Annotated in this window: 21 protein-coding genes; 10 read left to right on the top strand and 11 right to left on the bottom strand. The window is 51.7% G+C overall.

Going from position 1 to position 23386, the window contains the following annotated elements:
- Nucleotides 1-37 precede the first annotated feature (37 nt).
- Entirely contained in the window at nucleotides 38-1561 is a 1524-nt protein-coding gene (locus BBD41_RS02210) for a nitrate/nitrite transporter (protein ID WP_099480421.1), read from the top strand.
- A gap of 125 nt (nucleotides 1562-1686) precedes the next feature.
- Entirely contained in the window at nucleotides 1687-2415 is a 729-nt protein-coding gene (locus BBD41_RS02205; protein ID WP_099476559.1) for a YwiC-like family protein, read from the top strand.
- Nucleotides 2416-2594: 179 nt separating this feature from the next.
- Here the strand turns inward: BBD41_RS02205 and BBD41_RS02200 are convergent, their stop codons facing one another.
- Both BBD41_RS02200 and BBD41_RS02195 read right to left on the bottom strand, forming a co-directional pair.
- Complete coding sequence (locus BBD41_RS02200; RefSeq protein ID WP_099476558.1) at nucleotides 2595-3293, bottom strand: glycosyltransferase family 2 protein; 699 nt, start codon at nucleotides 3291-3293, stop codon at nucleotides 2595-2597.
- 1 nt (nucleotide 3294) lies between these two features.
- Nucleotides 3295-4029 (bottom strand): glycosyltransferase family 2 protein, encoded by a 735-nt coding sequence (locus BBD41_RS02195; protein ID WP_077565709.1) that lies wholly within the window; start codon nucleotides 4027-4029, stop codon nucleotides 3295-3297.
- A gap of 277 nt (nucleotides 4030-4306) precedes the next feature.
- Here BBD41_RS02195 and BBD41_RS02190 point away from each other — a divergent pair, with 277 nt between their 5' ends.
- Complete coding sequence (locus BBD41_RS02190) at nucleotides 4307-5626, top strand: MFS transporter (protein WP_077565710.1); 1320 nt, start codon at nucleotides 4307-4309, stop codon at nucleotides 5624-5626.
- Between the two features lie 109 nt (nucleotides 5627-5735).
- On the opposite strand, the gene BBD41_RS02185 is transcribed toward BBD41_RS02190, so the two are convergent.
- Nucleotides 5736-6653, bottom strand: coding sequence for an aldo/keto reductase (locus BBD41_RS02185; RefSeq protein ID WP_099476557.1), 918 nt, complete (start codon nucleotides 6651-6653; stop codon nucleotides 5736-5738).
- Nucleotides 6654-6784: 131 nt separating this feature from the next.
- Nucleotides 6785-8047 carry a CYP152 family fatty-acid peroxygenase CypC gene (locus BBD41_RS02180; RefSeq protein WP_099476556.1) on the bottom strand — a complete coding sequence of 421 codons (1263 nt, stop codon included), beginning with the start codon at nucleotides 8045-8047 and terminating at the stop codon, nucleotides 6785-6787.
- A gap of 242 nt (nucleotides 8048-8289) precedes the next feature.
- Between BBD41_RS02180 and BBD41_RS02175 the strand changes: the two genes are divergently transcribed.
- On the top strand, nucleotides 8290-8799 hold the full coding sequence (locus BBD41_RS02175; RefSeq protein ID WP_077565713.1) for a GyrI-like domain-containing protein: 510 nt from the start codon (nucleotides 8290-8292) through the stop codon (nucleotides 8797-8799).
- Nucleotides 8800-8981: 182 nt separating this feature from the next.
- Here BBD41_RS02175 and BBD41_RS02170 read toward each other — a convergent pair whose 3' ends face one another.
- Nucleotides 8982-9602 (bottom strand): flavin reductase family protein, encoded by a 621-nt coding sequence (locus BBD41_RS02170; RefSeq protein ID WP_099476555.1) that lies wholly within the window; start codon nucleotides 9600-9602, stop codon nucleotides 8982-8984.
- Nucleotides 9603-9705: 103 nt separating this feature from the next.
- Between BBD41_RS02170 and BBD41_RS02165 the strand changes: the two genes are divergently transcribed.
- On the top strand, nucleotides 9706-10407 hold the full coding sequence (locus BBD41_RS02165; protein WP_099476554.1) for an ArsR/SmtB family transcription factor: 702 nt from the start codon (nucleotides 9706-9708) through the stop codon (nucleotides 10405-10407).
- Nucleotides 10408-10517: 110 nt separating this feature from the next.
- Here the strand turns inward: BBD41_RS02165 and BBD41_RS02160 are convergent, their stop codons facing one another.
- On the bottom strand, nucleotides 10518-11060 hold the full coding sequence (locus tag BBD41_RS02160; protein WP_077565715.1) for an NADPH-dependent FMN reductase: 543 nt from the start codon (nucleotides 11058-11060) through the stop codon (nucleotides 10518-10520).
- A gap of 260 nt (nucleotides 11061-11320) precedes the next feature.
- On the opposite strand from BBD41_RS02160, the gene BBD41_RS02155 reads away from it, so the two are divergent.
- A complete protein-coding gene (locus BBD41_RS02155) occupies nucleotides 11321-12493 on the top strand; it encodes a GNAT family N-acetyltransferase (protein WP_099476553.1) in 1173 nt (390 codons plus the stop codon).
- 78 nt (nucleotides 12494-12571) lie between these two features.
- Here the strand turns inward: BBD41_RS02155 and BBD41_RS02150 are convergent, their stop codons facing one another.
- Nucleotides 12572-13282, bottom strand: coding sequence for a DUF421 domain-containing protein (locus BBD41_RS02150; RefSeq protein ID WP_077565717.1), 711 nt, complete (start codon nucleotides 13280-13282; stop codon nucleotides 12572-12574).
- Between the two features lie 208 nt (nucleotides 13283-13490).
- Nucleotides 13491-14309 carry a TerC family protein gene (locus BBD41_RS02145; RefSeq protein ID WP_077565718.1) on the bottom strand — a complete coding sequence of 273 codons (819 nt, stop codon included), beginning with the start codon at nucleotides 14307-14309 and terminating at the stop codon, nucleotides 13491-13493.
- A 516-nt stretch (nucleotides 14310-14825) separates the two neighbouring features.
- Between BBD41_RS02145 and BBD41_RS02140 the strand changes: the two genes are divergently transcribed.
- Together BBD41_RS02140 and BBD41_RS02135 are read left to right on the top strand one after the other, a co-directional pair.
- Entirely contained in the window at nucleotides 14826-16562 is a 1737-nt protein-coding gene (locus BBD41_RS02140) for an ABC transporter ATP-binding protein (protein ID WP_099476552.1), read from the top strand.
- Between the two features lie 367 nt (nucleotides 16563-16929).
- On the top strand, nucleotides 16930-17490 hold the full coding sequence (locus tag BBD41_RS02135; protein WP_099476551.1) for a pyridoxamine 5'-phosphate oxidase family protein: 561 nt from the start codon (nucleotides 16930-16932) through the stop codon (nucleotides 17488-17490).
- Between the two features lie 18 nt (nucleotides 17491-17508).
- Here BBD41_RS02135 and BBD41_RS02130 read toward each other — a convergent pair whose 3' ends face one another.
- A complete protein-coding gene (locus tag BBD41_RS02130; protein WP_099476550.1) occupies nucleotides 17509-18861 on the bottom strand; it encodes a TolB family protein in 1353 nt (450 codons plus the stop codon).
- A gap of 175 nt (nucleotides 18862-19036) precedes the next feature.
- On the opposite strand from BBD41_RS02130, the gene BBD41_RS02125 reads away from it, so the two are divergent.
- Both BBD41_RS02125 and BBD41_RS02120 read left to right on the top strand, forming a co-directional pair.
- Nucleotides 19037-19447: a VOC family protein gene (locus tag BBD41_RS02125; RefSeq protein ID WP_206098282.1), complete on the top strand. Its 411-nt coding sequence runs from the start codon at nucleotides 19037-19039 to the stop codon at nucleotides 19445-19447.
- Between the two features lie 291 nt (nucleotides 19448-19738).
- Entirely contained in the window at nucleotides 19739-20332 is a 594-nt protein-coding gene (locus BBD41_RS02120; RefSeq protein WP_099476549.1) for a DUF4652 domain-containing protein, read from the top strand.
- Nucleotides 20333-20567: 235 nt separating this feature from the next.
- Here BBD41_RS02120 and mscL read toward each other — a convergent pair whose 3' ends face one another.
- Nucleotides 20568-20966 (bottom strand): large conductance mechanosensitive channel protein MscL, encoded by a 399-nt coding sequence (gene mscL / locus BBD41_RS02115; RefSeq protein WP_077565723.1) that lies wholly within the window; start codon nucleotides 20964-20966, stop codon nucleotides 20568-20570.
- Between the two features lie 380 nt (nucleotides 20967-21346).
- Complete coding sequence (locus BBD41_RS02110) at nucleotides 21347-23137, bottom strand: glycoside hydrolase family protein (protein ID WP_099476548.1); 1791 nt, start codon at nucleotides 23135-23137, stop codon at nucleotides 21347-21349.
- Nucleotides 23138-23386 lie beyond the last annotated feature (249 nt).

Genomic DNA, 23386 nt, shown 5'->3' with positions numbered 1-23386 from the left:
GAAAGCCATTCATTTTTCGAGAGAAAAGGTGATGGGGATGATCAAAAAAGTGCAGCTGCCGCTGCAAACGATGAATCTGGTGCTCGGTTTTATGGTATGGGTGATCATATCCGCGCTGCTGCCGTTTATCCGCGAGGATATTGCGGTTCCGGACGGCCGCGTTGCCATCCTGACCGCCATCCCGGTGGTGCTGGGCTCCGTGCTGCGCATTCCGCTCGGCTATTATGCGAATGTCGTCGGGGCAAGAGTGGTATTCATGTTCAGCTTTATCGCGCTTTTATTTCCGGTATATCTGATCAGCACGGCCACCACGTTTACGCATCTTGTCATTGGAGGACTGTTTCTCGGCATCGGGGGCGCTGTGTTTTCCGTCGGCGTCACCTCGCTTCCGAAGTATTATGCCAAAGAAAAGCTTGGGCTGGTGAACGGCATTTACGGCATGGGGAACCTGGGCACGGCCGTGACGACATTTGCAACGCCGGTGATTGCCACGCAGATCGGCTGGTCGAGAACGGTGCAGCTGTATCTGGTCCTGCTGCTGATCTTCGCGGGATTGAACGCGTTCTTGGGCGACCGCAAGGAAATCAAGGTTCGGACGCCGATCTTGGAACAGATTCGAGGCGTGTACAAGAACGATAAGCTGTGGTATTTCTCGCTCTTTTATTTTATTACCTTCGGTTCATTTGTCGCCTTTACCGTCTACCTGCCGAACTTCTTGGTCACGCATTTCGAGCTCGCCAAGGTGGATGCCGGGCTGCGGACGGCAGGATTCATCCTGCTTGCTACATTGATGCGGCCCATCGGCGGCTTTCTCGCCGACAAATTCAAACCGCTGTTCCTGCTGATGGGCGTGTTTATCGGACTTACGGGCGCCGCGATCCTGTTGGCATTCTCCCCGTCGATCGGATTATATACCGTCGGTTGTCTAACGATTGCGGTCGGTGCCGGGCTGGGAAACGGAATCATCTTCAAGCTGGTTCCGCTGTATTTCAACAAGCAGGCCGGGATCGTAAACGGCATCGTGTCCATGATGGGAGGTCTCGGCGGTTTTTTTCCGCCGCTCATGCTGTCGTTCATCCATTCGGTTACAGGTCAGTACGCGATCGGATTCATGGCTTTGTCCCAAGTGGCCCTTGCCAGCTTCATCATTGTCGTCTGGATGTATTTCCAGGACAAACTCTCGGTTTCCTCGAAGGTGTTTAACTCGACCGGGCAAGGCATTCTGGTCACGGATGCCAATGGAAGAATCCATGCGGTCAATCCGGCATTCACTGCGCTGACCGGATATACCGAGGAAGAGGTGATCGGGAGAAATCCGAGCATCCTGAAATCCGGGCGGCAATCCAAGGCCTTCTATACCGGGATGTGGACGGAAATTGCAGAGCGGGGGAGCTGGCAAGGTGAAATTTGGAACCGCAGAAAGAACGGGGAAGAGTATCTCGAGCTGCTTACGATCAATGCCGTAAAGGACGAAACGGGGGACATTATTCATTATGTCGGCACATTCAGCGACATTACGGCACAAGCGGCAGCGGAACGAGCAAAGGCGGGGACAACATAAGGGCTGGAGTGTCGAAGCTGCGGTAAAGCAAAGGGTTTGGAGAAATAAGATTACAGGAAGTGTCTTCAAGTTCTGGTGCCAGGGGTCCGGAACGACATTCCACTTTGAAAGTGCAGGGGAGAAGGATGAACCGATCGAAGATCGTTATACCGCGGGAACACGGAGGATGGGCGATGCTCATCGTACCCTATATGATCGGAATGGCGGCGGCGAAGCCAACGATTTTGCATGCTCCGCTGTTTCTGGCTTGGCTGCTGCTCTATTTCGCTTCGTATCCGCTGTTACAGTCGCTCAAGAGGAGGAGACAAACCTCGGAGGTGTATTGGGGAATCGGATATGCTGCTGCCGGAGCGGGATTTCTCATCCCCGTCATCTGGCATGATCCGTGGATGCTATGGCTCGCTCCGGTGCTGCTTGCATTGATCACCGTTAACATATGGCATGTCGTCCGGCGCAAGGAGCGTGCACTTCTGAATGATTTATGCGCTATCCTGCTGTTCTGCACAGGCGGCGCAGCGGCCTATATGCTTGGCGGCGGTACAGTCGGCAAAGAACTGGCGGTTGTAGTTTTGGTGAATGCGGTCTATTTTGCCGGAACCGTTTTCTTCGTGAAATCCGTCTTCAGGGAACGGAAGAACAAGCGGTATTCGGTCTACTCGAGGGTATATCATCTTGCCGCGCTGGCCGTTCCGCCGATCCTCGGCTTACCCTGGCTCACTGCCGCGTTTCTGTTCCCGCTTAGCCGGAGTTTGCTGTATTCCGGAAAAGTCATCAAGCCGATGAAGGTGGGCATCATCGAGATTATAGGCTCCGTGCAATTTTTAGGCATCGGCATGATGGTCCTTTCATCGTAAACCTGACAGCCCGCTTCGATTGCCTCCCATGCTGCCTTCTTCTGTTGGGGCGGGGGAAGGGCGAAGGATGCAATTTGATCCTATGGAAAGCCAAAACAGCCTCGGTGCATCGTCCACCGAAGGCTGTTTTCGTTTCCAAGGAATCCATTATGGGGGCCCGCAGGGCTATGAGCGAAGTCTTAACCTCGGCTTACGAATGTGCGGATGTTAGGCACGGTTAACTGTCTGGCATTTCGGGACATAAGCTCTTTGTCGCTGATGATCCAGGTATGATTCCGGGAATTGCGGCGCCGCTGTGCCAGGAAGTTGTATGGACTGGTCGCGTAAATTCGATATCCCTTCGCAGCCGCCGCTGCACAAAATCTAACGCATTCGCTGCGGTTTTGATCGGGAAACCGGATATGGCGGAAGACGCGGCGGTTCGCGAGCAGCGTTGCTCCCTGCACGATGGGAACTTCGCGATTCGCCATGTTCCCATAGCGGCAGAGAACGGTCTGATGACCGTCAAGCTGCATGAAATGGGCTCTTTTGCCGACAATGTCAGCACCCTTTTTGATCATTGCCCGCATTCCCTCCGCGAGATACCCCGAAGCATAATAATCGTCATCATCAAATTTAGCGATATAGCTAAACTTCGATACTTGAACGCCAAAATTCAGGCAGCTTCCCAAGGACATTCGCTCAGGCTTGCGGTAGACGCGGATATTGCGATACTTCTTAGCGGCTTCCAGGTATATAGGCAGCTTCAGGCTGTCGTGATTCAAAATGATGATGAGCTCTTTGTTATCGTACTTCTGCCTGTTGAAATTGGCCAAAAGCCGATTCAGGCATTCCGCCCGCTTCGTGCAAGTAATAACGGAGACTCCGGGATTCGTCATGTTAGTGCACCGCCTGTTTTTGCTGTACGTACCTTTTGTAGTTATGAACGCCCGGGATTTGTTTGTGATTGGCCAGCAGCTCGCTGTCGCTGATGATCCACGTATGATTGGCGGAGTTTTTTCGTCGGACTGCAGCAAAATGATATTTGTTCCCTGAGTATACCTTGAAGCCCTTTCGTTTGCTCCTTAGGCAAAACAGGTCGTCTTCCCCAACGTTTTGGTGCGGAAAGCGCACGTGGTTAAACACTTCTTTTCTTATGATGAGCGTAGCACCCGGCAGCTTGGACGCCGGACGGTTCTCGGCAAACGGAAAACGAAGGATCAGCGTTTTCGAGCCGTTCAGATACATGTAATGCGAACGTTTCCCCAGAACATCGGCTTTGGATCTTCTCAAAGTCTGCAGGCTGTCCGCGATATAACGCGGCGCGTAATAATCATCATCGTCGAATTTAGCAATGATGCCGTATTTCGCCTTGCCTATGGCGTAATTCAAGCATGCGCCCAGAGTGTGATGCTCAGGAAGGCGGTATATGCGAATGTTTCCTTGACGGGCAGCCAATTGCTTATAAGGTTCAAGGGGAATGCCATTATGGTTGATAATGACGATAAGTTCCTTAGGCCCACAAGACTGCCGATTAAAATTAGCGAACAAATTTTGGATATAGCTGCGGCGGTTCGTGCAGGTGATGATGGAAACACCCTGCCGATCTGTTGCTTCTGGCCTGCTTGCCTTCATTTCATCCCCTCCTCAAGGAATCGTCCAACCTATCTCAACATACAATATGTGAACGAATGGTAGAGGTAACGGCATTTCTACCACAATCCCCGCATATTAAGAGATAAAAGATTGCCCGAAGCTCCCGCTAGAATGCGGTTAAAGGGCTTGTGCTGGCGAAAGCTCGAGCCCCATTGATATGTAATAAGCGGGGCGGCTTTCTTTTTGAAAAAAACAGGACAGCGAGGAGCGGAATCTATGGTATTCTGAGGAATAGCATACGAAAGGGGAGCGAATCATGCCGAAATTACAGGAACGTTCCGGAAGAAAGCAAGAACTACCAAAGATTCAGAAATACATAGATTCTCCCGTTCTTCAGGAACGGCTGTACAAGCGAACGCTTATCATCGTAATCCTGTCGCAAATCTTCGGGGGGGCGGGACTCGCGGCAGGCTTGACCGTCGGAGCGCTGCTTGCCCAGGAAATGCTTAAAACCGATAGCTATGCGGGAATTCCAGCCGCGCTGATTACGGTAGGCTCCGCATTTGGTGCCTGGTATGTCGGTCGGCTTAGCCAGCGCTTCGGACGGGGGCCGGGTCTCGCTACAGGGTTCCTTGCCGGCGGGATCGGAGCCATCGGGGTCATCATTGCAGCGTCCTTACAGAACATCATTCTGCTGTTTGCTTCGCTGCTGATCTATGGCGTAGGCACCGCCACCAATTTGCAGGCAAGATATGCAGGAACGGATTTGGCAAAGCCATCCCAGCGCGCATCGGCTGTCAGCGCGGCGATGGTATCGACTACATTCGGCGCCGTCGCAGGGCCCAATCTGGTCAATGTCATGGGTCGGGCCGCTGAATCAATCGGCGTGCCGGCTTTAGCGGGGCCTTTTATTCTAGCGGCTGCGGCATTCATTCTGGCGGGCTTGGTGCTGCTGGTATTGCTTCGTCCCGACCCTTACGCTATAGCGCAGGCGATCGCTCAAGCGAACCGCACCAACGCCGGGACAGCTTCGGATTCGACTCCTGCGGACGGGAACAAGCGCGGGCTCGTAGTGGGAACAGCCGTGATGATCCTGACTCAAGTGGTGATGATCTCCATCATGACCATGACGCCGGTGCACATGAAGCATCACGGTCACGGACTCGGCGCTGTCGGTTTAGTCATCGGCATCCATATCGGGGCCATGTATCTTCCGTCGCTCATTACCGGCTATCTCGTGGATAAAGTGGGACGGCTTGCCATGTCCATCGCATCCGGCATGGTCCTGTTGATCTCCGGAATATTAGCTGCGTTTGCGCCGGCCGATTCGCTCATGCTGCTCATCCTTGCCCTCGCCTTGCTTGGCGTGGGCTGGAACCTGGGCTTGATCAGCGGAACGGCGATGATCGTTGACGCTACGCATCCAACTACCCGGGCTAAGACGCAGGGAACGATTGATGTGCTGATTGCCCTTGCCGGCGCTTCGGGCGGCGCGCTGTCTGGCGTGGTCGCAGCCAGCACGAGCTACAGCACGCTGTCGCTGGCTGGAGGCTTGCTATCGCTGGTATTGATCCCAGTCTGCCTGGGATCAATCAAGCTGGGTAAAACGGCGGCGCAATCCGGCAAGAGCGCTTAATTCGACAATAGGGTTTATAGCAAAAAACAGCCTCCGGCCTGCATGGGCCGGGGGCTGTTTTTTGCTCTGACAGAGTTTTGCTCTGACAGTCTATATATTCTGCTAGTGCTTAAGGAAGGATGTTGCCTGCCGCGCGGTAGATCGCATACCATTCCTCGCGCGTCAGCACGATATCGCTCGCCTTGATGCAATCCTTTAAGCGATCGACATTCATCGTCCCGATCACAGGCTGCATACGGGCAGGGTGGCGAAGCAGCCACGCGATGGCGATGGTTGTACCGTTTACGCCGTATTTATCTGCAATTTCATCGATCTGCTGATTCAGCTCAGGGAATTTGTCGCTTCCCAAGAATACCCCTTCGAAAAATCCGTATTGGAATGGGGACCACGGCTGAATCGTAATATCATGCAGCCTGCAGAAATCCAGCACGCTTCCGTCGCGGTTGACGGCGGATTCATTCTCCATGTTCACGTTGATTCCGCTTGAGATCATCGTAGCATTTGTGATGCTGAGCTGAAGCTGGTTAGCCACGATCGGCTGCTTCACCGCTTTTTTCAGCAGCTGAATCTGCATCGGGTTTTGATTGGACACACCGAAGTGTCTTACCTTGCCCGAACGCTCAAGCTGATCAAAAGCTTCGGCAACCTCCTCCGGTTCAACAAGGGCATCCGGACGGTGCAGGAGCAGCACATCGAGGTATTCGGTTTTCAATCTTTTCAAAATGCCGTCAACTGAATTCAGAATATGCTCTTTCGAGAAGTCAAACATTCCTTGACGAATCCCGCATTTCGACTGCAGGATGATTTGCTCGCGGACGCTCGCGCTCATATGTATCGCTTCGGAGAAGATTTCCTCGCAGTCTCCGCCGCCGTAGATGTCGGCATGGTCGAAAAAGTTGGCCCCTTCCTCAAGCGCCGTTTGAACAAAACGCTCGGCCTCCGCTTTATCCAGCGAATTTATACGCATACAACCGACGGCTACGACAGGTACTTCAAGCGAACTGTTTCCAAGTTTAATCGTTTTCAAGACAAGACCTCCGATTTCGTAGTAGGTTTAGTTGCTTTGGCTAAAGTCTCTCTTGTTATTGTGACATGTTCATTGGAGGTTGCACAAGAGTTATTTGTCCTAAACAACCCGTGTCCTATACGACTCCTTGGTTACGGCTTTAAACGCTTGACGTTGCGGATGATGATGCGGCTGTGCGGCAGAGACGGCATGTCATGAAAACGGAAGCTGAGATCCTGCGCAGGCACCTCATACCGAATCCAGTTAGCCAGAACGTCCGCGCTCTCCTTCATAATCTCGAGCGTAATCCATTCGCCGGCGCAGCGGTGACCGGAATCATGATCTCCGCCGCCTTGCGGAATAAAGCTGAACGGGCTTCCGTTCCAATCCTTGAACCGATCCGGCTTGAACAGCTCGGGCTGGTCCCACTGCTTAGGATCATGATTCGTTCCATACAGGTCAAGGAGCGTGAGCACACCCTCGTTAAATTCATAGCCCTTCCAAGTAAAATCCCGGATCGCACGGGCGGGAACAAAGGGGAAGAATGGATAGAATCTTCGCACCTCTTGAATAAAATGCTGAAGCTTGTCCTCCTCGGAGGACATCAATTTCGCGCGCTCCTCCGGATGCTGAATGACAGCAAGAGCCGTAAAGCAGACATAGACGGCAACGGCTACGATCGGACGCAGGATGTTCAGGAGTTCGACCGCTGCGATCTTGGGGTCCAGCATGTTGCCGGCCAGATCCCGATGCTTGGAAAAGACCGAAAGGGCTGTTCCGTCGGCAGGCTGAATTCGGCCTTCGCGGACGTCCAGCACCAAGCCTTCCAGCCACCGCTCCGCCTTGGAGCGGGCCATTCTTCCTCGCCGATGCTTGATGCCTATTGCAGCCGCGGACTCCATCATGGTACCGAGCCATCCCGTCTTCTCCTTCACCTCCTCCCCGGAAATGGGAATGCCCGCCCATTCGCAGGCAGCACGGCAAAGAAGCTCCTTGGCTTCATCGTAGATCACAATCTGCTCCAGCTCCTCAAAACGTTCGACGGCAAGCTTCCACTGCTTCCGGGTGATTTCACGCATGGCCAAAAGGCCATCACGGTTCATAATGGACATGAACATTGCTTTTCGATGCCGGTGATCTTCACCGTCAAGGGTCTGCACGCCGTTTTCACCGAACAAGGATTTCAGCACACGCTTAGGTGCCGCGCCATGCCGCTGAAATTTCTCCCCGTCGTACAAAAGCTTGGCCGCCTCTTCGCCTCGCATACAGATGGCCCGTTCGCCTAAGAGCCGTGTTTCGAATATGTCGGATTGAAAGCCGATTGCCCGGTTGGTTACGTAGAGATAACCTTCGCGGAGCACGCTTAAGCTATTGTCGATGCCTTCTTCTTTTGGAATCGGTCTTGATGTTTCCATATGAAACCTCCTGCTGTTTAAATAGGGGAGCAATCATTGCAAATGAGCTAGTATCTCCTTTATACCCGCGGAGCTCCTTTTTGAACAAATCATGGACTTGATCGCCAGAGTCCGATTGCATGCTGCGAGATTTCTCTGTTCAAAAATGTATAAGTTGGATGCCTATTGCAGGAAATAGAGATGGCTTCATCGAAAAATATAGGATTGGGAGACCATTCTAAATTAGGAGGCTGTTAGGAGATATGGCGGCTGAAATTGTTAAGGTTTATCAGGAGCATTTGCCGGCGCTGCGGCTGATCGGCAAACGATATACAGATCAGGACCGCGATGCTGTCGGCAGCTTTGGGGAGAAGTGGGGGGAATGGGTCGCGAGCGGTTGGATCGATGAGCTTGTTAACCTTGGCCCGCTGCCGGAGACGGAAGGGGCTTCTTACGGAATGATGCGAATGGAGGGAGGACAGTTCGAATATTGGATCGGCATGCTGTTTCCACGTGATACCCAAGTTCCGGAAGGATATGCGCATGCCGATATCGCGGAGGGAAACGTAGGCATCTGCTGGCTGTACGGCTCTGATGATAACGGGGAGCTGTACGGCATCGATCCTCACAATCAATGCATGAACCAATTGGCCGAGCATGGCTGGCAGCTTAAGGAAAACCCATGGTTCTTCGAAAAGTATCACCCGCAGCGCTTTGCTTCGCCGGATGACAAAGGCAAGGTTATATTGGATTATGGAGCGTATCTTCGTTAGAATCGCATGATACATAACGGCTTCATGGATAGTCAGGACTCACGCAACGGTATAAATTCAGCCCGCCCCCTTGAAAGGAACGGACTGGTCCGTATTCGATTAGAGGAACTCTAAGGAAGCAGAAGCTCAAGATGATGAGGACCTCGTTGGAAGAAGGGAGGTGCTCGGGCAGATCCTTCGCATTAGACCTCTGCTCGAAACGTCTTCCCTAAGCGATGGCCAAGCCCAAAATACTGGCGGAAATTATAAATGAGCGGACTCCATTGGTTTGGATCAATGTGGTTCTCGTCACGTACGATATCCTGGTGGGCGTGAATATGGACCGCTTCCGTTTCAACAATGGCAAATAAGGAAGCATTCGCAGGATTGTGGATGTTACTGACGCGGGCCTCAATCTGTATCGGACATTCCAGAATGCGCGTGGGCGTAACGGACAAGGAAGGCATCGGAGTAAGCCCGGCGATGCCGTACTTATCCTTTTCGTGCCGGAAGCCGCTTTGAAGCTTGAAGTCCGGCACAGGATCTTTACCGGTATACGGAGCAAGCTTCTCAACCTGCTCCCATAGTGAAGGATCCGGTATGTTAATCACGCATTCCGGCCGCTTCTTAAGATTCTCAATCGCTTTCCCACCAAGTCCGATGCCCAGCACGATGGAGCGTCCGAGCGCCCATGATGAAGACAAAGGTGATATGTTCATGCTATCGTCTTCATTTAACGTTGTAAGAAGAATAACAGGCGTACCGTAGTAGAGGATGCTTGGATGAATGGTCTTGATAAGCGGTTTTTCTGCAGATGTGTGCATGGTTTCTCCTCCTGATTCATTCATTTCGTTCGTCAAGAATCATTGTAGACCAAGGACGATTCGATTATGATCGAAATATGGATGACATGGGAGGAGAAATGAAATGAAGGCACAAGCAAACGCCAATCTGGCTATCGTTGCATCACTGGTTAGCGAGGGCTCGCGTGCGGCCATGCTCACCGCGATGCTTGACGGCCGTTATCACCCGGCCAGCGAGCTGGCTTATATGGCGGGAATCAAACCGCAAACGGCCAGCTTTCATCTGTCCAAAATGGCGGATGCGGGCATCGTCAGCGTTGAACAGCAGGGGAGGCATCGATACTACGGCATCCGGGACCCGGAGGTCGCACGGATGCTGGAGTCCTTATTATCAATCGCGCCTCCGGCGGAAATCAAATCGCTCAGGCAAGCCGACGAAGACCGGGCGATCCGTTCCGCAAGGACCTGTTACGACCATCTAGCGGGGAAGCTCGGCACCCAGCTGACGGCTTCCTTATTGAAGATGGGCGTTCTTGACGAGAGTCATCAGCAATTTGAGGTAACCGCTTCAGGGGAGGCCTTCTTTAAAAATTTCCGTATTGATCTGGATCGGGCGAGAGCAAAGCGCCGTTCCTTCTCGCATAAATGCCTGGATTGGAGCGAAAGACGCCACCATCTGGCGGGAGCGCTTGGAAGTGTTTTGCTTGAGAAGCTGCTTGAATTGAAATGGATCGAGCGTTTGCCAAAAACACGGGCCGTGCGCGTTACGGAGGAGGGAAAGAAGGGCTTCAAGGCAACCTTCGGGATTGAGGTTGATGGCCTTTGATTCCGTTTGAGATGGCTTTACAGCTGGAGCTTTATTAGGTAAGCGTGGGTTAATGTAAAAAGACTGCTGTGCCATCATCTTAAAGATGGCCCAGCAGTCCCTTATAAAGATTATTGACGCAGTGTCTTCAAAGCACCGCTCCATGCGAGCACTTGGTCCAGCATGCCGTTCACGTTCGTGAGGTGAAGGTCGGCCGGCTTAAACACCGTTCCGTTCTCGAAATCCGTGAACAAGGACAGCGCAGGGTGGATGCGAACATCGGCAACGGACAATTCGCCCAAAATGCCGCGCAGATGCTCGGCAGCGCGTGCGCCGCCGACGGAGCCGTAGCTTACGATGCCCGCGGCTTTGTTGTTCCAAGCTTCTCGAGCGTAATCGAGGGCGTTTTTCAGAGCGCCTGTAATACTGTGGTTATATTCTTGCACGATGAATACGAATCCGTCGAGGCTGGCAAGCTTCGTGTTCCATGCGGCTGCCTGCTCGGACGCATCGGCTTCACCCAACAGCGGAAGCTTGTAGTCCGCGATGTCTACGATCTCATAATTCGCGTCCCCGCGCTGATCGGCGATGCTCTTCACCCATTCGCCTACCTGTGGGCTCAAGCGGCCTTGACGTGTGCTGCCCAAAATAATACCGATGTTCAATTTCGACACTGTAATTCCCTCCTGATATTAAAAGTTGTATTTGATCTTTGTTGATGTCCTGGTTGCATGAGATAATCATAAACTCAGTCGGTTATTAATGTCAAGTAGCTAACAAAAAGTTTGTTGGTTTTTATAAATCAAGAAATCTTGTACCTGTAGTCCATTGACATGAAAATGTTATACTAGAGGAATCGGCGCTCCCCATAGGATATAAGCTTCAGCTTGACGATGCCTTGGGAGGCGCATTCCAGAAATTGCGAGGTGGAAACATGATGATCAGACAGTTGAATACGGACGAGTTCGAAGCCAGCACATCATTAGGTGAATATGCATTTCAATACACATTGACACCCGAGGAGAAAGAAGAGCGGAAAAGCCGTTTCAAGCCCGAGCAGACCTGGGGAATTTTCGATGGGGGCGACCTGCAAGCGAAGCTGACCATTCTGCCGCTGCGAACCTATCTTCATGGCATGGCTTTTGACATGGGCGGCATCGCAGGAGTCGCGACATGGCCGGAGAACCGCAGGCAGGGCCATGTTTCAAGGCTTCTGAAGCATGCTTTGAACGAGATGAAGAACGCGGGTCAGACGGTCTCCTTCCTGCATCCATTCTCCATCCCCTTTTATCGCAAATTTGGGTGGGAGCTGTATGCGGAGTATAAGAAATACGTCATCCCTGTACATAAATTTCCGCCTAAGACCGAGTCGCCGGGACGGATCGTTCGCGATGCGGCGGATCTGCCGGCACTTGATTCCGTCTATCGCTCATTCGCAAGCAAGTATAACGGGACGCTGCTTCGGACAGAAGAGTGGTGGAAGCAATCCGTTCTGGATGATGACGGTCACAGTGTGATCTATTATTCGGCTGATAGGGAGCCTCAGGGCTATGCATTGTACCAGCTTAAGGACAAGGAGCTGGCATGCGACGAGTTTGTCTTTCTGAATGAAGAAGCCCGCAGCGCTCTATGGACGTTCTTCGCCAATCATGATTCGCGCATTGAGCAAGTAAGCCTGAAGATGGTTCCTGTGGACGACGAACTGCCATTCCTGCTTCCGGACCCGCGGGTGTCGCAAGAAACGGTCCCGTATTTCATGGCACGCATCGTCGATCTGAGATCGCTCATTGTGCAGTATCCGTTTATGCGGGATGTGGAGTCCGATATTACGCTCAAGGTGCAGGATTCCGCCGCTCCTTGGAACGACGGGGTGTGGCGGTTGTCCGTCAATGTCGGTGGCAGCGGAGCGGCTGAAATGCTGGAGCCGAAGGAAGGCACGGAGGCTGACCTGACGCTGGACATTCAGGCATTAAGCGCTATTTTAACGGGATATAAAAGGGCGCAAGCCCTGCACAAAGCCGGTCGCATCCAAGGGGATGCGCAAAAGGTGGCCGAGCTGGATTCGGTTGTTCCTGTTCGGCATACATTGCTGATGGACTTTTTCTAATACAATCAAAAAAGCCTGATCCCAAAGGGAACTGCACCCCAATTGTTAGACACATCTAACAGTTGAAGGTGCAGTTTTTTATCGTCCGTCACGGCGTCCGTTCCGCACCTCATGCTTGGAATAGAAGCGGAGCTCTCCGTCATCGCCGTACTCGGCATACGCGATATCATCCATGCGCTCGAAGCCTTGTTCCCGCGCTTTTTTCTTCACGAGCTCAGGGTCGATCCTCCGGCCCAGCATGGATTCCTCCAAAATCGTTCCTTTATCGATCACCGTTACGGTGAAGTTGTCAGGCCCGGAAGCAACGCCCAAATCTTTGGCGGAAGGCGGCTCGAATTCAGGTTTCTTCATGACAGACAACGAGCCGTCCGTTTCCAGGATTGCGAATTTAACCTCCTGCAGCGAGAAAATGTTTTGCCGCCGAAGCATGGATAACAGCTGCTTGTATTCAATATCGTATTTGTCGAGCCATTTCTGGTTCAGTTTCCCGTTGTCGATGAGCAGGACGGCTCGACCCTCTGTTAAGTAACCGAACTTTACGAAGTGCGTGGTCGCCTTCTCAAAGAGGTAGGAAAGCGCAGTCCATAATGCAAGCGCGAATAACAAATGCGAAATGTGAACCTTGTCGTCGTACAAGGTGTTGCCTACGATTTCGCTTAATATTAATGAAGTCAGGAAATCAAGCGGCGTAAGCTGACTAAGCGTTTTGCGCCCTGTAACAAATGTGATGACCCATAACCCGAAGAAGCTGATTACCAGTTTCAAGCCCAAATCTATAAACATGTCCATGGCAAAAGCCTCCTAAGCTAGGTACGGTAGGAACCGAATTTGCTAATGTATTAAACGGGAAGCAAGCCCCATAAACAAGGAGGCTGGCATGAGTATGCCGCAATCGGCAGGTCTGTCCATATCCAGCTAAACAAAAACGGCCTGTCAACCGGTTCGACTCCGGATGACAGGCCGCTTCACAATTGAGTTGTTGTATGATCAGAAACGATCAAAAGGAGTTTCCAGGCTGCTGCTCTTCCACTTCTTTAACGGCATTCTGGTCACTGCTGACCTCCTGCTTCGTGGAGGTGAACCATCCGACGAGCGCAATCAGGACAAGAACGACATAGAAGATTGCTTTCCAGATCGGGTTCTCCGGGAAATGATGGTTAATGATTGCAACGTCCGGATGCGCCAAGGTAATAACAGCGAGCTTGACACCGACCCAACCGACAATAATAAACGCCGCAACTTCCAGACCCGGGCGCTGCTGCAGCAGCTTGACGAAATAGGACGCTGCAAAGCGCATGATGATCAGTCCGATGAATCCGCCGAGGAAGATAACGATGAATTGTCCTCCATCCAGGCCCCCGATATCCGGAATGCCGCTCGGCGGAAGCGCCACCGCAAGGGCGACCGCTGCAAGGATCGAGTCCACGGCAAAGGCAATGTCGGCAACCTCGACCTTGAATACGGTCATCCAGAAGCCGGATTGTTTCTTTGGTTTCTCCGGCTTCGGTTCCGCGTCCTCGGTTGGCTTCTTGCCTTTAATGAAGTGCTTCAGGGTGTGATTGATCGAAATGTACAGAAGGTAGAGGGCACCAATTGCCTGTACCTGCCATACGTCCACCAAGAACGAGATGACAAACAGCGATCCGAGACGGAACACAAACGCACCGAGCAGGCCGTAAAAGAGCGCCTTTTTGCGCTGAGCTTCAGGCAGATGCTTGACCATGATCGCCAGGACCAGCGCGTTATCCGCGGCCAGCAGTCCTTCGAGCGCAACGAGCACAAGCAGCACCCATCCGTACTCTAATAATAGCTCCATTCCACATCCTCCTAAGACTTATTGACGAGCATAAAAAAAACCTTCACCGCAGGTGAAGGTCTCAAACACACAAAAAGAGACCTTCACCACAGTGTCTTTGTGGTAAAGGTCTCGCTAACAACGAATCGTTGCCAACAAAGCCGGAGAATAATCTCGAACTGACGACTTTGTTGTAGCAGCTACTCCCCTTTAATCACGTTCATCCTCAGCAGATCGTTGGATCAGCTAAGCCGTGATATAAAGATATAAAATTCGAAGCGGGAAGTCAAGAATTTTTTTATAGCAACCGTCCGAAGCTGGAAGAATCGAGGAGATGAAAAGAAAGGAGATCCCCATAATTCATGGGATTATTTAGCTATAAAAATTTGTTACATCCTCGTGGCGGCCATTTTGTCATATCATGATATTAACCATAAACAGGAAGGGTGTTGAAGATGAGAAAAACGGGATACGCCATCATCAAAAAAAGCTGGAGGGGTATGACAATCTAACCCTCCATCACGGAGGAGATCCTATTTGAATTCCCGAACGAGGAAATTCCTGTCGTATTACAAGCCGTATATCGGGCTGCTCTCGGCTGATTTGGCCTGTGCGTTCATCGTATCGGCCATTACGCTCCTGCTTCCGTTATGCGTAAGGTATATCACGATTCATGTCCTGGAAGAACAAAGGCCGGATGCGCTAACTCAGATCTACTTGATGGGTGCCGTGATGCTCGGCATGGTGATCGTTCACACCTTGTGCGACATGTTTATCTCTTACAAAGGGCATATGATGGGCGCTTATATGGAGCGGGATATGCGAAGTGAGTTGTTCGACCATTTTCAGAAGCTTTCGTTCAGCTTTTACGACGAGCATAAAACCGGTCAGTTAATGACCCGCGCCACCAACGATATCCTTTCGCTGACCGAACTGTATCATCACGGTCCGGAGGACTTAGCGATATCCGTGCTGAAATTTACCGGTGCTTTTATCATTTTGATGTATATTGACGTAAAGCTTACATTGATCGTATTTATGTTTCTTCCGGTGATGGCCGTGTTCGCGTTTTATTTCAACAAGAGGATGAACAGGGCGCTCCGGGTCAGCAAGGACCGGATCGGGGACATCAACGCCCAAGTGGAGGATTCCTTGTCGGGCATCCGAGTCGTGAAGTCGTTCACGAATGAACGGGTGGAAAAAGAGAAGTTCGAATACGAGAACCGCCGCTTTGTCGAGAGCAGGAGGGAAGGGTATAAGAGCGAAACTTATTTTCATGAAGGCTTGGTCGGGTTTACACAGCTGATCACTGTAGCGGTGATCGTTTTCGGCGGTGCTGCGATCGTAGATGCTTCGCTAGAGCTTGCGGACCTGTTGACCTTTTTCCTGTGCATCGGCATCTTGATTGAACCGATACAGCGGCTGGTTAATTTTGCGAGGTTGTATCAGGAGGGGATCACCGGATTCGACCGGTTTATGGAGATTCTGGAGGTCGAGCCGGACATCGTGGATGCTCCCAATGCCGTTGAGCTGACCCAAGTGCGGGGAAGTGTGGAGTTCCGGGATGTAAGCTTTAAGTACAGGGAGGATCACGGCGAAGTTCTTAACCATGTGTCTCTCCGCATCAATGCCGGGGAGTACATTGCGCTTGTCGGGCCGTCCGGTGTCGGCAAAACCACCTTCTGCTCCTTGATCCCAAGGTTCTATGAAACGAGCGAAGGCAGTATTCTCATTGACGGCATCCCGATCCGCGATGTGACGCTGCGCTCGCTTCGGAGAAGCATTGGCATCGTTCAACAGGATGTATATTTGTTCGCCGGAACGGTTGCAGACAATATCCGGTACGGGAACATGGAGGCGAGCATGGAGGAGATCGTGGAGGCGGCGAAGAGAGCGAACGCCCATGATTTCATCATGGCATTGCCCGGAGGGTATGAGACGGATGTCGGCCAACGCGGCGTCAAATTGTCGGGCGGACAGAAGCAGCGGCTCAGCATTGCGCGTGTGTTTTTGAAGAATCCGCCAATCATCATTTTCGACGAAGCGACAAGCTCGCTGGATAACGAGAGCGAACGGGCAGTCCAGCAATCGCTGGAACAGCTGAGCCAGAACCGGACTACCATCGTCATTGCCCATCGTCTGTCGACCGTCCGCAACGCGCAGCGCATCATCGTCCTATCCGATGAAGGAATTGAGGAGCAGGGGACGCACGAAGAGCTGATCGGGAAGAAAGGGCGATACACCCATTTATATGACATGCAGCTGCGGGTTTAGGGTTCTGTTAAGGCTTGCAAGGCATGGTTTGAATTAATAAATCATCGCGGTGCGTTGGGATGCAGTTAACCGATGTGCCGCCCGGATTCGTGGAAAGCCTGCCAACGCAGGCTTTTTCAAATTGTACCCGCAGCGTCAAGGACAACCAAGCACGATTTTCCGGGTCCAAAATATGGTTTATTTGTCTTTCTTCATCGAGTACAATGTACATAATTTATTGATGTACGCTGGCAAGCAGTTCGAAGTACGCTGCGTAAACATTCGCGTGGCAAAAGTTGGGGAAATGCCGGCATACGATGCCGTATTTTATCGGTACGGGCAGGCGGCTTTAAGCGTGATGCCAATATTGAAGAGGAGGGCTATTGAAATGGGAAAACAATTTCCTTCCATGCTCCCGGAGCATGTGGCGTTTATCGGAAAGCAGCATTTGTTTTTTGTCGGGACTGCGGCATCGTCGCCGGACGGGCACGTGAATCTGTCGCCGAAAGGATACGATACCTTTCGCATCCTGTCCGAAAATCAAGTTGCCTATCTGGATCTGACCGGAAGCGGGAATGAGACAAGCGCCCATATTGAGGAGAATGGCCGGATTACGGTCATGTTCTGCGCATTTGAAGGACCTCCCAACATTTTGCGCCTCTATGGAACCGGAACGGTGGTGCTGCCCGGAGACGAGCAGTGGGAGGAGCTGTACAGCCGTTTCGAGCCGATTGCCGGCGCGAGGCAAATTATTGTCGTTGACGTGCACAAGGTACAGACGTCATGCGGTTACGCCGTGCCGTTCATGACTTATGAGAAGGAACGTGACACGCTCCAGCGATGGGCGGAGCATAAAGGAGAAGAGGGGCTCGTGAGTTATTGGCAGGAGAAAAACATGCATACCATCGACGGATTGCCGACCCCTCTTGGAAGGAAAATCGGGAAGTAGAACTCGGGTGTTTTTTGTTTATCGGATGAACTCGAGCGTTCGGCTGAGCTGAAGGATGTGTTCCCTGTCCGCCCATAAGATCAAATACGAATAAGCGCTGCCCTGAATAACAACCGGCTCCGGATATTTAACGATCAGCGCGGATTGGGTCCCCATCTCGGGTGGCTGATCGGCGGAAGGGAATATATAGCAGGCTGCTTGAAACTGAATGACCGTAGGGATGATCTTCGGATTGCTGCCATAAGGCCTTAAGGCATGAAATGCCTCCGATCTGCACACTTCGTGAATGTCCGCTTCGGACATGATGGCGGATATTTGGAAAAAGCCGTCCGGGCCCTCGTATCGCTCAACAGTCACCTGTACCCAATTCTTCGGGTAGTAGAAAGATACGTTGTATGCCGCATTGCGATATAAGCGGTACGGAGGGGCAACCGGCCTGGGCGGTGACCACGCTAAAGCAGTAATTCGCCCTGCGTCAACGATCTTAACGGGGGGAAAGGATGCTGCTGTATTGACGATCCAAATTTGGGATGCAGTCTCTTGTTCGCCGCAGCCGGATAAGTAAGCAATGCGGCTGCCGTCCGGAGACCAGCTTACCGGCGTTGCGAAACAGCTCGAGACCGCCAGCGTTCGTTGCTGCCCCCCGTTCCGGCTATCGGTCTGGATGTAAGAAACGTACTGATTCTGGACCAAATCCGTCGCACTGTACGAGATCAGCGAGGAGTCCGGCGACCATGCGGGAAAATAGTTTTTGGCCTGCGGACCGCCTTCGAGTCGATGGCCCTCACCCGTGGCCAGGTTCACAACCGTGATCAAGGATATGCTGGCTCCCGGCGAAGTATAGAGCGCAAACTGCCCGTTAGGGGAAATCCTGACGTTGTGAAGCGGCCCTTCGTTGTTCTGCGTTAGCTGTACCCTGTCTGTGCCAGCCACATTGCTTCGGAATAGTTGGACATTGCCCGCTTCATCCGGGGCGGCATAGAGGAGCGCTTCCCCTGAAGGAAACCACTGGGCATCGGAAGCCCCCTCATGAACGAACGCAGTGCCGACATGTAAGTGAATGTCGTAAATGACGACCCGACTGTCCTTCACGTAGGTTAAATACCGGCTGTCCGGCGACCAGCTCAGCAGCGTGTAGGGCTCGATCTGATCGATGCGGGCCAGGTCGCCGTCCTGCAAATCCAACACGAACACAATACCGTTTCGGCCGATGAAGGATACATAGCGGGTATCCGGCGACCAGTAAGGTATGGAATAGGCATCGCCCAGATTTTCGGTCAGCCTGAATAAGCGGCCGTCTGCAATCCGGTACAACCAGATGTCATACTTCGCGCTCTCCGAAGCTGCTGTAAATACTATTGCATCTTCCATGTTATCATCCCTAGGGATCCACCTTTCGTGAACGATGATCTTATAGTGTATTCATTCGTCCGAATTAGGCGAATCGGAAGTCGAAATGAGAAAATTGTTCAGTCGCCTCGCAGAAAAGTTTGCTATCATAGTTTCAATAACGCGAGTGTTGAAATTACTGAACGGAGGAACGATCATGAACGGAGCACGTAAAGAAGCGGATGGACTGTCATCCGTTAGCCCGATCAAGAATAAAGTAGGGAGCATTTTCATACCGGTCCGCGATATCGAACGATCCCGCGTCTGGTACTGCCGAATGCTTGGATTCAATGAAGAGGAATGCTCGATCCTGAACGGTCATCTTTGTCCGCTGCCAATGGAGGGGACCGGAGTTATCCTGGACACGATGCCGAAGTGGGGCGGTGGCCGGGAAGAGGGAGCGCCTCATATCGAGACGCCGGCCTTTATGCTCCTGACGCAAGACTTGCAAGGATCTTATACTTACATGAAGGAGCTGGGTGCTGAAATCGTCACCGAGATCGAGCACGACCACTGGTTCGTCATCAAGGATCCGGATGGAAACAAGCTGATGATCTGCAAAGAATAAGATTTTGTCCACACAACATGGCAGCCGACTATGGCTGCGTAAGCCGGCGGATCACCGTCGGCTTATTAGCGCATCCGGAACAGCCAACACATTGCGATCAGCGGCATGCTCAGTATGGTGAGGAACTTGTTTCAGGCAATTGTTTAAACTTTCGATACTGAAACCTCATCTTATCGTAACCTCTGACGAGCCGTACCCGGTTATAATGTGGTAAATCCTATTCGTCACATCATGGATTGGAGGGAAACCATGTTTCGAATATATCGCTCCTTCTTAGGGGGCGGATTATTGATGATGTCTGTTCTGTTGGCTGGCTGTGTGACTCATAACGCTACCCCTGATGATACTTTGCGAAATTCTTTGGAGCTCGGGCGAAATGTGCTCTATTCTGAAGATCGACCTGAAATTATATTGCAAGAAAAGGATCAGAGCACGACAATCAGCTCGAAAGAAGACTTTCCCTCCAAACCGATGGTTTCGCCGGATGGTCTTAAATTAGCTTTTATTGCCCCGTTTGAATTCGAATTGTCGGGTGAAATATGGCTGTATGATTATATCGGAAACAATACGAAAAAAATATTGTCATCGGATGACTTTTCTTCCGATCATTCGCCGAAACGCGTGTTTTGGCTGGATGATGGACATCTGCTGATCTCCACGGGCAATAAATATGGAACCATTCCTTCCACAAGACAGCTTTTTGTCTATTCGTTGGATAGCGGAAAGATGCAGGAGAAGTATGCGGTTCAAGAAACGCAGCATATCGCCTCGATTACGCTGGAGGAATCCCTGATCCAATTATCTATCGAAACCTATGACGATCATTTTATGGAGATTACGGGTACTCGCAATGTCAACTTTCCAATCCGTAAATTTCTAGAATAAACCGGTATAAATAGCGAAAGAACCTCGCTGACATCTTGCCGCAGGTTCTTTTTTTGGTTGCCGGCCATAACGCTGGTCATGCTGGACTTCCCGTAAGCCGAAGCTTGCAGGAACCGGGTAGCTGCTGACTTAAGAAAGGTGCCCGGAACATCATGAAACAAGCGGTCTTTGGAAGCTTCATGCAAAAAAATAGGAAGTATGTTCTCGTTCATCGAAAACATACTTCCTTAGCGCTTTATGAGCGGCCTGTTTCGTTCTGCTGCTTCAGCAGGTCGCGGATTTCGGTTAGCAGCACCTCTTCCTTAGATGGAGCAGGAGGCTCGTCCGGTTTGGCTTCTTCTTTTCGCTTGAAGCGGTTGATGGTTCGAATGAACATGAAGATCGAGAATGACACGATCAGAAAGTCCAGGACCGTCTGCAAAAATACCCCGTACGTAATCGTGGCATTTCCAAGGGTTTTCTTCAATCCGGATAAATCAACGCCGCCGATCAGCAATCCGATCAGAGGCATTATGATGTCGCTGACCAGCGAGGATACGATTTTACCAAAGGCAGCACCGATGATGACCCCGATGGCCAGATCCAAGACGTTCCCCTTGAGCGCAAAGGCTTTAAATTCTTTTAACAGATTCATAATGAATCACCTGCTTTCCTGCTTGAGATGAATGGCGTCCATCCTTGCAGCTCAAGAGCCACTGACCTTGGCACCAGATATATGTATGGGGAATCGCAGTCTTCCTTATCTGGATGTGCATGGTTTCAGAAGTCTTGCGCTGGTTAAACGCCGGCCGTATCATGATCGGACAAGTTATGATAGAAGTATGCTCCTTATAAATGTCCTTCATCATGGTAGCGTCAAGATTTCGGTTCGTCAATCTTTTTTCTATCATCATCCAATCGAAACATATAGACTCAACTTATGCAGCTCTATGGAAGATTTTCGCCAAACAGAACAAGGGGCGTCCGCCAGATCCGAGATCTTGCGGCACACCCCGCTTATCTACGAATAACCGATCAAGGCTTCGCATTCTTCCAGTATTCGTAAGCATGAACGACATGGCCGGTGTATGCAGGGGAATCCTGCAGCAATCCGGGAAGCTTGGCCAGTTCTTCTTCCATAAAGGCAGCCCCTTCTTCAAAGAAGGTGATATGGTCGCCCTCATGGCTTTCCTTCATCTCTACAGAGAGAATGATTGGCTTTCCAAGCTCATTTGCAAATCCGATTTCCTCTTTGGAGACGCCGACGATGCCATTGGAGCCTGCGGCCGTGTCGCGGAAGGCCATCAACGCTACATGATCCATCCGGCTGATCATCCATTGGCTGAGAGAAATGTCTGCACCGGGAGCCTTGTGTTTATCAAGCCAGACGGCCATATCCATGCTGGCTTCAAGGCTGGAGTCCTTCTTCAGCTCGCTCACGAATGCGTCCAAATTGGTCGTCCATTCGGCAATAACCTGATCCGAATCGGCCTGCCAGGCTGGCAGGACATACGGCTCGATATCCAGGTGGATGCCATGGAATCGTTCGTCGCCGGCAACGGAGCGGTTGTATTCTTTTACATAGTTCACCAGTCTCATCATCCGTGGACGGTTTTCCTGCAGCGCCCAAATCGGATGTCCGCCCAAGGCGTGTACTTCAATGCCCGCTGCGGATGCTTGTTTCACAAAAGAAGAATACGATTCGAACGGCTGCTCCAAATCCAATCTCACATACAGCCAATTCAAATTCTTCTCTTTGGCGAACGCCAAAATTTCTTGACTGTCCTCGATAACGTCACGCGCTTCCCAAATATAGGTGCCCCTTACCTGGGGATCCCGTTCGATCGGATCCGCATCCGGCACCCTTCTCCCATCACCAGGACTTGGGCTGGAAGGAGGAGCCGGATTCGGTGCCGGCTTCTCTCCGTTCGGGGGTTCAGCATCAACGCCCGCCGGCATGTCCCTCCAGCTGCGGGCATCGTGGACAGCCAGTCCCGCGAATGAGCTGTAAGAGCTTAGATCGGCGGATAATTGATCCAAAGCGCTGGACAGATATTCACGGCCAAGTCCATGGAATGTCGTGTGGGCTTCGCCGGGCATTTCTTTCGTATTTACCGCCACCACGACCTGCTTGCCGAGCCGATCCGCCAGCTCGAGCTCAGTCCGGGTAAGGGACAGAATGCCATGCTCGGAATCCACCTGGTTCCGATAAGCCATCACGGTGACATGATCAAAGGAGCCCATGAGCCATTCGTTGACCGGCGTTCCGTCTTCCAGCGTGTATGAGTCGAACCAGAAGGGGATGTCGATCCCGAGCTCAAGATCGGATCCCGAGACACGGCTGAGCAAAGCGCTTATATTGCTTTTCCATGATGAAATAACCTGCTCCTGCCGAATCTCCCATTCGGGCAGCACGTAGGGCTCGATATCAAGATGGATCCCGTCGAAGCGGCCGCTTTCCGGCACACCGGCATTATAGTCATTCACCCAATCGGCTAGGCCCAGCATATCCGGCAAGTGCTTCTCAAGCGCCCAACCCGGATCGCCCCCCAAAGCGTGGACTGCAATATTTGCCGCATGAGCCTTCTCGACAAAGGTTTGGTAGCTCGCTGCAGGCATTTGACGATTTATTTGCAGATAGATCAGATTAATGCCTTCCTCACGCGAATAATCAAGGAGATCTTCACCGCCATCCTTGATCCATTCGGTCTGCCATACCCAGGTCGCTTTCACCTCGGCCTGCTCTGCATATGCCAGTGTCTGCAACCCTACCAGAAGCAAGGCCATCAGAAGGCCGGCAAGCTTCCGGCATCCTCTTACATTCATAGTTTCCCTCCATTCCTCTATAAGTCTTTCTTTGTAAACGGGGTTATTATATCACTGATGATTTGAAAAGGGATGAGCCCATGTTCTTACGGGACGCGCTATTCGCACAATCGGGAATGCATGTTCGGGTAACAAGGAACTATGCCCCATCCGTTAATATAATAACGATTTTATAAGAAAATGGACGAAAACCGGAAATTTGAGGCTAATCGCTCAGGAATAAAGTTACGGGAACATCGTCCGTTCTTC

It is taken from the genome of Paenibacillus ihbetae (assembly GCF_002741055.1).
Lineage (GTDB): Bacteria > Bacillota > Bacilli > Paenibacillales > Paenibacillaceae > Paenibacillus_AQ > Paenibacillus_AQ ihbetae.
Note: the sequence above shows the minus strand (reverse complement) of the source record. Positions and strands in the feature narration are given on the sequence as shown.

What these genes read in the sequence shown, in the direction of transcription:
- BBD41_RS02210 (WP_099480421.1), top strand. Translation starts at nt 38, where the DNA reads ATGATCAAAAAAGTGCAGCTGCCGCTGCAAACGATGAATCTGGTGCTC.
- BBD41_RS02205 (WP_099476559.1), top strand. Translation starts at nt 1,687, where the DNA reads ATGAACCGATCGAAGATCGTTATACCGCGGGAACACGGAGGATGGGCG.
- BBD41_RS02200 (WP_099476558.1), bottom strand. Translation starts at nt 3,293, where the DNA reads ATGACGAATCCCGGAGTCTCCGTTATTACTTGCACGAAGCGGGCGGAA.
- BBD41_RS02195 (WP_077565709.1), bottom strand. Translation starts at nt 4,029, where the DNA reads ATGAAGGCAAGCAGGCCAGAAGCAACAGATCGGCAGGGTGTTTCCATC.
- BBD41_RS02190 (WP_077565710.1), top strand. Translation starts at nt 4,307, where the DNA reads ATGCCGAAATTACAGGAACGTTCCGGAAGAAAGCAAGAACTACCAAAG.
- BBD41_RS02180 (WP_099476556.1), bottom strand. Translation starts at nt 8,047, where the DNA reads ATGGAAACATCAAGACCGATTCCAAAAGAAGAAGGCATCGACAATAGC.
- BBD41_RS02175 (WP_077565713.1), top strand. Translation starts at nt 8,290, where the DNA reads ATGGCGGCTGAAATTGTTAAGGTTTATCAGGAGCATTTGCCGGCGCTG.
- BBD41_RS02170 (WP_099476555.1), bottom strand. Translation starts at nt 9,602, where the DNA reads ATGCACACATCTGCAGAAAAACCGCTTATCAAGACCATTCATCCAAGC.
- BBD41_RS02165 (WP_099476554.1), top strand. Translation starts at nt 9,706, where the DNA reads ATGAAGGCACAAGCAAACGCCAATCTGGCTATCGTTGCATCACTGGTT.
- BBD41_RS02155 (WP_099476553.1), top strand. Translation starts at nt 11,321, where the DNA reads ATGATGATCAGACAGTTGAATACGGACGAGTTCGAAGCCAGCACATCA.
- BBD41_RS02150 (WP_077565717.1), bottom strand. Translation starts at nt 13,282, where the DNA reads ATGGACATGTTTATAGATTTGGGCTTGAAACTGGTAATCAGCTTCTTC.
- BBD41_RS02145 (WP_077565718.1), bottom strand. Translation starts at nt 14,309, where the DNA reads ATGGAGCTATTATTAGAGTACGGATGGGTGCTGCTTGTGCTCGTTGCG.
- BBD41_RS02135 (WP_099476551.1), top strand. Translation starts at nt 16,930, where the DNA reads ATGGGAAAACAATTTCCTTCCATGCTCCCGGAGCATGTGGCGTTTATC.
- BBD41_RS02130 (WP_099476550.1), bottom strand. Translation starts at nt 18,861, where the DNA reads ATGGAAGATGCAATAGTATTTACAGCAGCTTCGGAGAGCGCGAAGTAT.
- BBD41_RS02125 (WP_206098282.1), top strand. Translation starts at nt 19,037, where the DNA reads ATGAACGGAGCACGTAAAGAAGCGGATGGACTGTCATCCGTTAGCCCG.
- BBD41_RS02120 (WP_099476549.1), top strand. Translation starts at nt 19,739, where the DNA reads ATGATGTCTGTTCTGTTGGCTGGCTGTGTGACTCATAACGCTACCCCT.
- mscL (WP_077565723.1), bottom strand. Translation starts at nt 20,966, where the DNA reads ATGAATCTGTTAAAAGAATTTAAAGCCTTTGCGCTCAAGGGGAACGTC.
- BBD41_RS02110 (WP_099476548.1), bottom strand. Translation starts at nt 23,137, where the DNA reads ATGAATGTAAGAGGATGCCGGAAGCTTGCCGGCCTTCTGATGGCCTTG.